This window comes from Flavobacteriaceae bacterium, assembly GCA_003443635.1.
Lineage (GTDB): Bacteria > Bacteroidota > Bacteroidia > Flavobacteriales > Flavobacteriaceae > AU392.
In genome coordinates this window covers 3,144,428-3,157,670 of sequence record CP031964.1, presented here as the reverse complement: position 1 = coordinate 3,157,670, position 13,243 = coordinate 3,144,428, and the positions used below count along the sequence as shown (strand labels likewise).

Annotated in this window: 11 protein-coding genes; 6 read left to right on the top strand and 5 right to left on the bottom strand. The window is 30.2% G+C overall.

Annotation, left to right across the window (positions count from 1 at the left end):
- The first annotated feature begins 3 nt into the window (after window positions 1-3).
- Window positions 4-1,332, top strand: a complete 1,329-nt coding sequence (locus D1817_14490; GenBank protein AXT21033.1) for a TlpA family protein disulfide reductase — start codon at window positions 4-6, stop codon at window positions 1,330-1,332.
- 4 nt (window positions 1,333-1,336) lie between these two features.
- Here the strand turns inward: D1817_14490 and D1817_14485 are convergent, their stop codons facing one another.
- On the bottom strand, window positions 1,337-1,696 hold the full coding sequence (locus tag D1817_14485; GenBank protein ID AXT21032.1) for an endonuclease: 360 nt from the start codon (window positions 1,694-1,696) through the stop codon (window positions 1,337-1,339).
- An 80-nt stretch (window positions 1,697-1,776) separates the two neighbouring features.
- Between D1817_14485 and D1817_14480 the strand changes: the two genes are divergently transcribed.
- The gene (locus D1817_14480; protein ID AXT21031.1) at window positions 1,777-2,904 is read left to right on the top strand and encodes an AraC family transcriptional regulator; all 1,128 of its coding nucleotides are present in this window, start codon (window positions 1,777-1,779) and stop codon (window positions 2,902-2,904) included.
- Window positions 2,905-2,981: 77 nt separating this feature from the next.
- Window positions 2,982-4,358, top strand: coding sequence for a hypothetical protein (locus D1817_14475; protein ID AXT21030.1), 1,377 nt, complete (start codon window positions 2,982-2,984; stop codon window positions 4,356-4,358).
- A 16-nt stretch (window positions 4,359-4,374) separates the two neighbouring features.
- On the opposite strand, the gene D1817_14470 is transcribed toward D1817_14475, so the two are convergent.
- On the bottom strand, window positions 4,375-5,136 hold the full coding sequence (locus D1817_14470; GenBank protein ID AXT21029.1) for a HEAT repeat domain-containing protein: 762 nt from the start codon (window positions 5,134-5,136) through the stop codon (window positions 4,375-4,377).
- Window positions 5,137-5,185: 49 nt separating this feature from the next.
- Entirely contained in the window at window positions 5,186-6,109 is a 924-nt protein-coding gene (locus tag D1817_14465) for an LD-carboxypeptidase (GenBank protein ID AXT21301.1), read from the bottom strand.
- 278 nt (window positions 6,110-6,387) lie between these two features.
- Here D1817_14465 and D1817_14460 point away from each other — a divergent pair, with 278 nt between their 5' ends.
- From D1817_14460 to D1817_14450, 3 genes are all read left to right on the top strand, one after another.
- Window positions 6,388-8,454 carry a methionine--tRNA ligase gene (locus D1817_14460; GenBank protein ID AXT21028.1) on the top strand — a complete coding sequence of 689 codons (2,067 nt, stop codon included), beginning with the start codon at window positions 6,388-6,390 and terminating at the stop codon, window positions 8,452-8,454.
- Window positions 8,455-8,457: 3 nt separating this feature from the next.
- On the top strand, window positions 8,458-8,820 hold the full coding sequence (locus tag D1817_14455) for a hypothetical protein (protein AXT21027.1): 363 nt from the start codon (window positions 8,458-8,460) through the stop codon (window positions 8,818-8,820).
- 449 nt (window positions 8,821-9,269) lie between these two features.
- Window positions 9,270-11,387 (top strand): RNA-binding transcriptional accessory protein, encoded by a 2,118-nt coding sequence (locus D1817_14450; GenBank protein AXT21026.1) that lies wholly within the window; start codon window positions 9,270-9,272, stop codon window positions 11,385-11,387.
- A 5-nt stretch (window positions 11,388-11,392) separates the two neighbouring features.
- On the opposite strand, the gene D1817_14445 is transcribed toward D1817_14450, so the two are convergent.
- Window positions 11,393-12,685, bottom strand: a complete 1,293-nt coding sequence (locus D1817_14445) for an HlyD family efflux transporter periplasmic adaptor subunit (GenBank protein AXT21025.1) — start codon at window positions 12,683-12,685, stop codon at window positions 11,393-11,395.
- Between the two features lie 288 nt (window positions 12,686-12,973).
- The gene (locus D1817_14440) at window positions 12,974-13,228 is read right to left on the bottom strand and encodes a hypothetical protein (protein AXT21024.1); all 255 of its coding nucleotides are present in this window, start codon (window positions 13,226-13,228) and stop codon (window positions 12,974-12,976) included.
- Between the last annotated feature and the right edge of the window lie 15 nt (window positions 13,229-13,243).

Here is a 13,243-nt window from a genome sequence, read left to right as displayed (position 1 = left end):
GTAATGTTTAAAAAATTAGGGACCCTATTAATGATTTTACCTTTGGCTATGTTTGCGCAACATTCTATAAAAGGTAATTTTTCTCCTCCTAAAGATTTCGATAATGTAATTTTATATAAAATAACACCTACAGCTTCAGAGTATATAGCACATACAGCTTTTGACGAACAAGGTAATTTTGAAATTAAATTAGACTCAACAGCAACTCAAGGGATGTATCGTTTAGTATATGCTTTACCTCAAGACGAATTTAATTTTGATGTAATTTACAATGGAAAAGAAGATGTAGAACTCGCTTTTACAGCTGGTGTAGGGATTAAATATCAATCATCTATAGAGAATACATTAATAAACTCATATACAAATAGTATGGGGTTAGTGACTCAAGAAATAGGAGATTTTTATAAGAGCAAAAGTGAAGACTCTCTAACTTTAGCTTCTATATTTAAAACTCAAAAAGAAACACAAGCAAGCTATGAAGAAGCTGCTAAAGAAACATTAGCATTACATTTTATAGAAGCAAATACACCTTATATTCCAGAACACTATGAAAATGTAACTACTTATGTGCAAAATATAAGAACACATTTTTTTGATCATGTAAATTTTAACGATGAGGTATTACAAAGCTCAGATTTTTTAATCGAGCGTATTCTTAATTTTGTGTTCGGAATGTCATCTGGTGAAAAAGATCAGGAAACATCATATAGAGAGAATATTGACGCTGTTTATTTAGCAATGAAAGAAGCAAGGCTAGTAATTAAAGGCAATTTGCTAGAAGTTTTATGGCAACAAATGGTAGATGCTAATTATGAATCTCTGGCAAACTATATTGCCGAAAAATATTTATTAGATATCGCTAAATCTTTAAAGGATGAAGAACTGGTTAATGGGTTAACGTTATTTAAAAGTTTATCTATAGGGAACAAAGCTCCTGATTTTTCTTTTGAAATTACAGAAGAAGGTAGAACAATAACAAAAAAATTAAGTGATCTAAAAAGTGCTGATAAATATATTCTTGTATTTTGGAGTAGTACTTGTGGGCATTGCTTAAAAGAAATTCCACAATTACAAAGTTATTTAAGAACCTTTGAAGTAGGCGATTTTAAAGTAATTGCATTTGGCTTAGAAGACGAACCTAAAAATTGGAATAAAGAAATTCAAAAATACCCTGAATTTATTCATGTTTATGGCAAAGATAAGTGGGCAAATACTACAGCTAAAAATTATAATATTAGATCTACGCCAACATATTATATTTTAGATAAAGACAAGGAAATTATTGCTAAACCTTACGATATCGAAGCGCTTCGTAAATTGTATGATAAATAAATAATTAAAAATGATAAAAAGCATTTTTTAAATGTTCAATTTTATAAGAATTGTGCTCTTTTAAAATAGCAATAATATCAAAACGAACTTCGACATCTAAATCATTTGTAACTACATATTCATCTACGGCTTTCACCAAATTTTTAATTTGCTTAGGTTTTACAAAATCTTGAGGATTTCCAAAATCTATAGTTGATCGCGTTTTTACTTCAACAATAGCTAAAATATTTTCTTTCTGAGCAATAATGTCAACTTCGGCTTTGTCAAAACGATAATTACGTTCGCGAATAATATAATTGTGTTTCAGTAGATAATCTACCGCCAATTGTTCTCCTTTTTTACCAAGCTCGTTATGTTGTGCCATAATATTTCCCGAGAGACGGGAATCTCATAAAATTATCTTTAAAAAACAGTAATTTACTAAAAACAGATAACTTTGCTTTGATGAATTCATTATTCAATTTTTTAAACATTATTATTCTACTTGGCACTATTCAAGGAGTTATAACATCAATTCTATTATTTAGGTTAAGAATTAATAAAAAAGCAAATAAATTGTTAGGATGGGTTATTTTACTAATTTCACTAGCGTGTTTTAATACTTATTTATTAGAAACAGTAACAAGCACATCTTCACTTTTGTTAATTTTGGAAGCCATTATACCACTTGTTGTTATTATGCCCATTGGACCTTTAATTTATTTTTATGTAAAAACAATTCTAAATCCAGAATTTAAAATAAGTGAACCTAATCGTAAACATTTTTATAGTACCCTATTAGATTTTATTCCAAATTTTGCTGTCATACTTTTTATTCTTGGTGGTTTTTTAGGTTTAATTAAGTCACAAAGTAATATTGCGTTGGGTAACTTTATAGAAAGGTATAACCTTTATGTAGATATTCCTAGATGGTTATCGTTAATCATATATTTATGGTTAACATTTCAATTTATTTCAAGTTATAAAAAAGATGAAAGTAATAAGGATTTAATAAGATGGGTAAAACGTTTTATTTTAGGGTTTTCAATCTTTTCTGTAATATGGCTTTTACATTTAATCCCTTATTTAATTCCTTCATTATCCAATATATTACTAAAGTTTGTTAGTTGGTACCCTATATATATACCTTTAATTGTTTTAGTTTATTGGTTGGGGATTAATGGTTATATCATAAGTTTTAAAACCTATAAAAAAACATCAAAACCTCAAGGCTTTTCAAATGAGACAGTTTTAAATACTATTACAACTTTAGAAGACTTAATGAAAAAAGAACATTTGTATTTAAATCCATTACTTAAACTCAGTGACGTTGTGAAACAAACAGGAATCCCTCAAAAAACAATTTCTGCAATTTTAAATCAGTACCTAAATAAGAGCTTTAATGATTATGTAAATACATATAGAATTGAAGAATTTAAAAAACAATTATTAGCAGATAATTCTGAAAACTTCACTATCACAGGAATAGCTTTTGAATGTGGGTTTAATTCTCAAGCTACCTTTCAACGTGTATTTAAAGCAAATACAAATCAATCCCCCAGTCAATTCAGGAAAACACATCTAAAAGCATAACTTAAAATTATACTCAAATCTAGATTTGAATAGACTAATAACAGTAAAATCAATTCATTTGCCTAAAAATAAAACAAATGAAAATAAATTTAATAGCCCTATTCTTTACATTGTTTATTAGCTTTAATTATGCTCAAAATGAAACGAAACATTTAAAAGCAATTGATGATTTTTTAACCATTGAATATCCAAAAAATGAACCCGGTGCTGTGGTTCTAATAGCAAAAAAAGGAAAAATTATCTTTGAAGAAGCTTATGGATTGGCGTCACTAAAATCTAAGCAAAAGTTAAAAACCGATATGGTTTTTCAAATAGCTTCAATTACTAAACAATTTGTAGCTGCAGCCATTCTTCAATTAGTAGAAAATGGTAAAATGACTTTGAAAGATACTATTCAGAAGTATGTACCTTATTATCCTTCAAAAAAACACCCAATTACAATCCATCATTTGTTATCACAAACCTCTGGCATTCCTGAATACTTCATTCTTGAAGATGATGAACTTCATTTATTAGCTAAAGAACATACGCCAAAAGAGTTGATTGCTTATTATAAAGATGAACCTTTGAGTTTTAAGCCTGGTGAAAAATGGAATTATAGCAATTCTAATTACCCGCTATTAGGAGCAGCTTTAGAAAAAGTAACAGGATTATCTTTAAAGGAGTATTTGCAGAAAAATATTTTTGAACCTTTGAAAATGAATTCCACGGGACTTTGGTATAACGATAATATTAAAAAGAAAAGAATCCCTATAGGATACAATCATAAAAACGATAGTTTATTTCCTGCACCAAAAATTATTGGATCAGCAATGTATGCTGCAGGCGGGGTGGTTTCTACCACTAATGATTTGTTTCTATGGAATAGGGCTTTAATAGATAAAACAATAATTTCAAAGTTTGTTGTAGATGAGCTGATCACAGAAAAAATAATTGACTCAGGAGAAAGAACTGGATATGGGTATGGGGTTTTTCTTAAAAATATAAGTGGAAGCCCTACTGTGCAACATGGAGGTAATTTATATGGTTTTACTAGCACTGTATTACACCTTCCTAATGAAGATGTTTTTGTTTCCATATTAGCCAATACAAAATATGATAGAACAGAAGAAATAGCTAATTATATAGCTAGTCTTTTAATAGATAAACCCTTGGAAATTTTTAGCTCAAAAGAAATTTCAAAAGAATTGTTGAAAGATTATGTTGGTGTTTATGAAATGCATAGCGAAGAAATTTCTAGAACTTTTGAAATTAAATTATTTGATGGTAAAGTTCTTTTAAGCGATCCGAAAGAACCTGAAAGCAGTGCTTTTTTAACACCTTCAAAAAAAGATATTTTATTATTAAAAGTTGCTAGTGCTTATTTTAAATTTACACGAAATGAACAAGATCTAATTACAGGTTTTACTGTAAAACAAAATGGAGATATGTTTATATTTAAAAAAATAAAATAAGATGCTTTAAATATTTTTATAATTTATAATTAGAATCAATGTAATCAATAGCTTGCTGTTGTGTTAATGCTGCAAAACTTTTATAACGATCATGCACATCTATAATTTCATCTAAAGCTTTTTGAACCAATTCTTTATTCTTCCAAGTATTAAGGTGAGTGATAACAGTTTTTAAACAACCATTTTTATAAGCAATCTGACCTAATACATGAACTAAGGTATCGGATACACGTCGCGTGTTATCAAACTCTAATTCTTTTAGTAATGGTAAAACATCTTGAGGGTGTTTACGTCCACGGAGTTCTATACCGTGACATATTTCACGGCGTATTTCTTTGTCTGGATGCTTAAGATAGGTTTTTGCCCATGCTAAAATAGGGGTTGGATTTTTCTCCCCCATTTTTTTTACAGAACCAATTACGGCATTTCTAACAGAGTGATGTTTATCAAACAATCCAGTATCAAAAAACTCTTGAACCTTATCAAAATGGAATTTGCCAATCTCTCCAGCAGCATTAATAGCTGTTTGACGTACTTTGTCAACTTCTGAATTTAATAACTGTTTTAAAATAGAAAGAATTATTTTTTGTAATTCAGATTGAGCATAAAAAAGTTTTCCGATAGCTAAATAAGCTGTTTTACGAATGTAAGTATCTTCATCAGAGAAATATTGAATAATATGATCAACCTGATTTGAAGATAAATCAATGACAATCTCTTGATTTATTTTTTCAACCAATACAACTCGTTCTTCTTTTGATAAATCGTAAAATGTCATAAATTTCTGAGAAAGCAGGAATCTCTGCTTTCATAACGGTATATATTATTTATTCTTCAAAGACTACTGTAGATCGTTCATTATTTACATCTAACTTAACTATTCTTCCTAAAATCAGAGCACGATTATCTTTTTCATGACCAGCTGGCATATTAAAAGCAATTGGAAAATTGTACTCAGATAAAACATCCAAAATCAATTGCTCTATAGACGTTCCCCATAAAGTTGTATTTTTTCTAAGTTTAGTCATATCGCCTATAATTACTCCTTTGCAATTGTCAAAATATCCTGCACGTTTTAAGCTTTGTAACATACGATCGATATGATATTTGTATTCGCCAATTTCTTCAATAAATAATATTTTTCCAGAAGTATCTATACTTGTTTTTGAACCAAGCATGGTATGTAACATCGTTAAATTTCCACCAACTAATGGCGCAGTAACACTTCCTGTTTTATTATATTTAGAACCTTCAAGAGTATAAGATAACTGTTTTCCAAAAATGGCAGTTTTAAATGAAGCAACGGTTTCTTTAATCTCTTCTAAATTTTTAGTTAAACTCACTCCCATTAACGCGTGTAATGACTGAAAGCCTTCATTGTGAATTTGATTGTGTAATGCTGTAATGTCAGAATACCCAATAACCCATTTTGGATCGATTTTAAATTTAGAATAATTTAATTTATCTAAAATTCGGACAGCCCCATAACCACCTCGAGCACATAAGATGGCACTAACTTTTGGGTTATCTAATGCATTCTGAAAATCCTCGCAACGTTCCTCATCAGTTCCTGCAAAATGATTAGCTTGTTTAAAAACATGTTTTCCAATAATAACATGTAACCCCCAACCCTCTAACAAATCTGTAGCACGTTTAATCTCTTCAATTCTGTTTTTTAAAATTCCAGAAGGGGCTACAATAGCTACAGTATCTCCAATTTTTAAATATGGAGGTTGTATTAATTTTTGCATACGATTGTCTGTATTAAATGATTGCGAAAATACATTACTAATATTAAAAAAAGCAATGCAAATAATGAGATATAATAGTCGTTTAAAAAACATAAAATAGGCTTTTTGTAAATGTACATTTTTTTTCAATAAAGGGGTTAAAATGTGTACTTTTGTGGCTTCAAAATGATTCGTCATTCCGAGCAAAGCGCAGGAATCTGTTTAATTTAAATCACTATTTTTAAATAGTGCCACAGTTGTATCTCTTTCGCAATGACGATAAAAATAAAGTTTACTAAATGAGTCAACCTAAACGATATACCATAACAGCAGCATTACCTTATACTAACGGTCCCATACATATTGGTCATTTAGCAGGGGTTTATGTGCCTGCTGATATTTATTCACGCTACTTAAGATTACAAGGTCATGATGTAGCATTTATTTGTGGAAGTGATGAGCATGGTGTGCCAATAACTATTAAAGCAAAAAAAGAAGGTGTAACACCTCAAGATATTGTAGATAAATATCATGCCATTATCAAACAATCATTTGAAGATTTTGGAATATCATTTAATAATTACTCGCGCACATCAGCTAAAGTTCATCATGAAACTGCTTCAGAATTTTTTAAAACTTTATATAATAAAGAAGAATTTATTGAAGAAGTTACAGAACAATTTTATGATGCAGATGCAAATCAGTTTTTAGCAGATCGTTTTGTAATTGGTACTTGCCCAAAATGTGGCAATGAAGAAAGCTATGGAGATCAATGTGAAAAATGTGGGACGAGTCATAATGCAACAGATTTAATTAATCCAAAATCTGCAATCACTGGGGCGACACCAAGTTTAAAAGAAACCAAGCATTGGTTTTTGCCATTAGATAAGCATGAAGATTTTTTAAAAGAATGGATTTTAAAAGGTCATAAAAAAGATTGGAAACCTAATGTATATGGGCAAGTAAAATCTTGGATTGATGATGGACTACGTCCACGTGCAGTAACTCGTGATTTAGATTGGGGAATACCAGTGCCTGTAGAAGGAGGAGAAGGCAAAGTATTATATGTATGGTTTGACGCACCTATAGGTTATATTTCTGCGACAAAAGAATGGGCAGAACGAGAAGGAAAAGATTGGAAACCATATTGGAAAGATGAAGATACTACTTTAGTACATTTTATAGGAAAAGATAATATAGTATTTCACTGTATTATTTTTCCAGCTATGTTAAAAGCTGAAGGAAGTTATGTGTTACCTGAAAATGTACCTGCGAATGAATTTTTAAATTTGGAAGGAAATAAACTATCCACTTCAAAAAACTGGGCCGTTTGGTTACACGAATACTTAGAAGAATTTCCAGAAAAGCAAGATGTGTTACGTTACGCTTTAACTGCAAATGCTCCAGAGACTAAGGATAATGACTTTACCTGGAAAGATTTTCAGGCACGTAATAATAATGAGTTAGTAGCGATATTTGGAAACTTTATAAACCGGGTAGTGGTATTAACTAATAAATATTATGATGGGATAGTACCAATTCCAAATGAATTTACAGCTGTTGATGAAGAAACATTAACAACTCTAAGAGCATATCCAAATGTGATTTCAAGCTCTATAGAGCGTTACCGATTTAGAGAGGCACTTGGAGAGTTGATGAATGTAGCGCGTTTAGGGAATAAATATTTAGCTGATGAAGAACCTTGGAAACAAATTAAAGAGAACCCTGAACGTGTTCAAACCATTATGTATGTTGCACTTCAAATTGCATCAGCATTAGCAACATTAAGTGAACCATTTTTACCGTTTACGTCAACTAAACTAAAAAGCATACTTTGTCATTCTGAACTCGAATCAGAATCTAATTGGAATGATATTACTTTAAATAAAATATTATTTCCATCCAAGCATCAAATAGGAAAAGCAGAGTTGTTATTTAATAAAATTGAAGATAAAGAAATTCAAATACAGTTAGATAAATTAGAAGCGAATAAGAAAGCTAATGAAGCTGCTAATAAAGTAATTGAACCACAAAAAGAAACGATTACATTTGATGATTTTACAAAACTTGATATACGTGTTGGGACTATTTTAGAGGCAATAAAAATGCCTAAAACTAAAAAGTTAATGAAGCTTAAAATAGATACAGGTATAGATAAAAGAACTATTGTATCTGGGATTGCTGAAAGTTTTACAGCAGAAGAAATTATTGGTAAGCAAGTTACTGTTTTGGTAAATTTAGCACCTAGAGCACTTCGTGGTGTAGAGAGTCAAGGAATGATTTTAATGACAGAGAATGAAGAGGGAAAGCTAGTATTTGTAAACCCTGATACTAATGACGTTGAAAATGGACTACATATTAGTTAATTTATGAGTCGAAACATTATAAGGCAAATTGTAGATATTCAAAATCAAGCTGATAGACTTATTAAGAATAAAGCCAATATTGTTGAAATCGAACAATTCTCACAATATAATGATGAGATAAAATCATTTTTAGAATCTAATATAGAGGATGAGTTTATATTAAATTATGTAAGAGCAATTCCAAATCTCGATATAGAACAAGAAGATACGAAATTAGGAATTTTAAATATTGTATTAAGTATATTTTTTGGCGGAATAACTTCTTATAGAGAAAGGCAAAAAGCTGATAATGCTTTAAATAAAATTAGAGATATTAGAGGCAAATATGCTTCAGCTGAGTTTATGCTTAAAAATTATTTTTCTTAGCTGGATAATAAAATTTACACTATTAAAGAGACAACTTTCTAAAGAGAGGAAATTAGTATTATTGAATTCATTGATACTAGTGTTATCTAAAATGGATTATTTATCAGTTAATTTTTAACAAAACTTATTTAGATTTAATAAAAATAAACTATTTTTGCATTGTTTTATAAATATAAAATGGGCAAGAAAAAAGATAAAGCACTTAAACAGCAACGAATTATAGAGATACAAAGTTGTGGCGGCTGTGTAATTGGTAAGTGTAAAAGCAAATGTTGTAAAAAATATAAAAAATCTGAAGCCAAACGTTGTAAAAAATGCCCATGTTTTGATTTAATTAAAAAAGTTGCTTAATTTTTAATAAATTTATCTCAACAAATTATTAACCTTATTTTATAACATAAAATAGACCTATTAAGTTTAAACCTAATAGGTCTATTTATTTTAATACTATGATAAATTTCATCATATCAAAAACTCAACTTCCAGAATCTGGAATTAAAAATACAATTGCATTATTAAACGAGGATTGCACAATTCCCTTTATTTCAAGATATCGTAAAGAACGAACAGGGAATTTAGATGAAGTTCAAATTGGAGACATAGTAAAATATAAAACTCTATTTGAAGCTTTAGAAAAAAGAAAAATAGCTATTTTAAAAACGTTAGAAGAAGATGACGTCTTAACAGATGAATTAAAGCAGAAAATTAATTCGGCTTCAGATATTACGACACTTGAAGATATTTACCTACCATTTAAAAAGAAGCGAAAAACTAAAGCAGAAACTGCTCGCAAAAATGGGTTAGAGCCTTTGGCAAAAATCATTATGGCTCAAAATGCTAATGATGTTGTGTCTATTGCATATAAATATACAAATACAGCTATTGCTACAGAAGTAGAAGCTTTAGAAGGGGCACGGCATATTATTGCAGAATGGATTAATGAACGTACAGATATTAGAAATAATATTCGCTATCAGCTAGAACGTTATGCAATGATTTCTACAAAAGTGATAAAAGCAAAACTTGAAGATGATAAAGCTCAGAAATTCAAAGATTACTTTGAGTGGAGCGAGTCATTACAGCGTTGCCCTTCACATCGACTATTGGCAATATTAAGAGCTGAGAGCGAAGGTTTTATTCGTGTTAAGATTGAAATAGATAACGATAGGGTATTATCTAAAATTGAAGATAGAATCATTAAATCAAATAATGAATGTGCGCAACAAATAGAGCTAGCAATAAATGATGCTTATAAGCGCTTGTTATTGCCTTCATTATCTAACGAAGCATTACAATTGGCAAAAGAAAAAGCAGACGATGCTGCTATTAATGTGTTTGCAAAAAATTTAAAGCAATTATTGTTAGGATCACCACTAGGGGAAAAACGAATTTTGGCAATTGATCCAGGGTTTAGAACAGGTTGTAAAGTAGTATGTTTAGATGCAAAAGGCGATTTAAAATATAATGAAACTATTTATCCGCATCCACCAAAAAACGATGCATCTGGAGCCATCAAAAAGATTAGTTCTTTAGCAGATGCTTATAAAATTGAAGCCATAGCTATCGGAAATGGAACTGCATCACGAGAAACTGAACAATTGATCCGTCGTATACATTTTAAGAATGACGTTCAAGTGTTTGTGGTAAGCGAAGCAGGAGCGAGTATTTATTCAGCATCTAAAATAGCACGAGAAGAATTCCCTAACTATGATGTTACGGTTAGAGGAGCGGTATCTATAGGGAGGCGCTTATCAGACCCGTTAGCAGAATTAGTTAAGATAGATGCAAAATCTATTGGTGTAGGGCAATATCAACATGATGTCGATCAAAATAAGTTAAAAGAATCTTTAGATACGGTTGTAGAAAGTTGTGTCAATTCAGTAGGTGTCAATATAAATACAGCCAGTAAATCGTTATTGAGTTATGTCTCTGGAATTGGACCAAAGCTTGCAGAAAATATTGTAAGCTACAGGAGTGAAAATGGTATGTTTTTATCTAGAAATGATATTAAAAAAGTACCTCGTTTAGGAAGCAAAGCGTTTGAGCAAGGTGCTGCTTTTTTAAGGATTAAAGATGCTAAAAACCCTTTAGACAATTCTGCAGTACATCCAGAAAGTTATCCTATTGTACAACAAATGGCTAAAGATGTTTCTAAAAATATACAAGAATTAATAGGAAACATATCTGTTTTACAGAATATCAATTTAAATAACTATTGTACAGAAACTATTGGTTTACCAACACTTAAAGATATTATTAATGAACTTGAAAAACCTGGGTTAGATATTAGAGCACAAGCCAAAGTATTTACATTTAATCAAAATATAAAAACTATTAAGGATTTAAAAGAAGGACAATTACTCCCAGGGATTGTGAATAACATAACCGCTTTTGGGTGTTTTGTAAATGTCGGTATTAAAGAAAGTGGATTAATTCATGTATCTAATCTATCTGATTCTTTTGTAAAAGATGTAAATGAACATGTAAGTTTACATCAACAAATTATTGTAAAAGTTTTAGAAGTTGATATTCCTCGAAAACGAATTCAATTAAAATTACATAAGTAATATTTTTAGTTGTTAAACACATTTTTAAGTTGGGAGAAGAAACGCTGAATAAGGCGCAAGTCTTCAGTAATAATTTCGGCACTCCCATTCATTTCATGTTTAAAAGGGATTTCTTTTTTATAAGAAGTGATCAGTGTTTTAGGTAACGAAGTATTTACCAGATACAACCCTTCTTCATCAGGAAATAAGGCAATACTTTCAATATGCCCTTGTAGCGTTCCAAACTCAGTATCAGGATAATTCTGTAATTTAATATTTACCCTTTGTCCAACCTTTAATTTTCCAGAGTTTTGAGCAGGTGTTTTTAATTTAGCGATATAGGCAGAATTCTCTTCAGGGATAATAGTAAAAAGCAGATCTCCCTGATTAACAGTTTGATTTACCGTCCAAGTATTTAAAAAAGAAACCTTTCCATCAATATTAGACTGTAAGACATAACGCAGCTCCCAATCTTTAATAGCACGTTTTAATTGATTAAAAGATTGAACTGCCGTTTTAAATAGCAACACCTCTTCTGTAGATTTATTAATTGTAGTGGTTTTAGATGCTTTATTAGCATTACTAATGGCCTCTCTGGTTTGAGAGATAGAATTGCTAATACTTGTTAAATTACTTTCAGCTCGAATATAATTAGCCTCTTCTCTCTCATAAGCTTGAGCAGCGATAAGACCTTTACTAAACATATCCTTATTACGATCAAGATCTTTTTTTTGAAGTGCTAGTTCAGCTTTACCAGATTCGTATTGTGCTTTTTGTACTTGTAGCCTAAAGATGAGTTCTTTTTTAGAGATGAGATTTGCATTTTCTTCGTTAGAGAAAGGTCGATATTTTTTATTATTGATATATCTTAAGAAATCAAGTTCAAAGGCAGCGTAGTTTTGTTGAATATCTCCTAGGTTTAAAACAGGAATGGAAGCAATGGGAAACTCAAAGGATTTATTATTAACTGCAATAGTATCTATAATAGACTTGAGAAGAAAGACATCATTATAGTTAGCTGTGTTCTCTAGAATGGCAAGAGGAGTATCGGAGCTTAAAGTATCATTATCCGAGACTAGAACAGATGCTATTTTACCGTTTATTGTGGCATATTCTTTTTGAGGAGGGATTATAGTTGTGATTAGTGCTTGAGAAGCAATGATATCTGGATACTTTACAAACCAGGAGATAAAGAGGAGCATTACAATTAGAGAGAGTACTAAGATGTTCCCCCAACGAATCATCCAAGAGGGAGTGGCTTCAAGAATCTCTTGGACTTCTTCACTGCGGAGTTCTATGTGTTGACTGTTTTCTGGCATAATTATAAAATTAAATTTAGATTATTAACCATTTAATAATTCTTATGACTTGAATCCATTCCTATTAAGTTTAATTTATTAATAAACCGATGGATAAATTTAAAAATGAATTTTGGTTTTTATGTGATAATTTTAGGGGTTATATTCATTTTTCGCTTATATAAAATTTCATTATAGAATAATAAGTGATTAACAATGATTAAAGTATAATATAGAGAGAGTAAACTTAAGCTTACTCTCTCAAAAGATAGCTTTAAAATAATAAAAGAATTATCTATAAAGAATGAATTAAATAGGGAATCCACATAGGCATGTTCCTAAAGATTCATTAATATTGATCCATGGGCCCAACCCTTCATCATATGGAACACAAACTTCATTGTGACGACATACATTCATTGCCCCAGGATGAGGATTACAAGCTATTCCAGATGGGATAATACAATCTTCATTTTCTCCAACAGGACCAGGAAGATTTCCCCCATTAATTAGCTTTTGTTGATTTTTGTTTAGGGTTTTCCCTAAGTTTTTTAAATTTTTCATGATTTAAAATTTTAA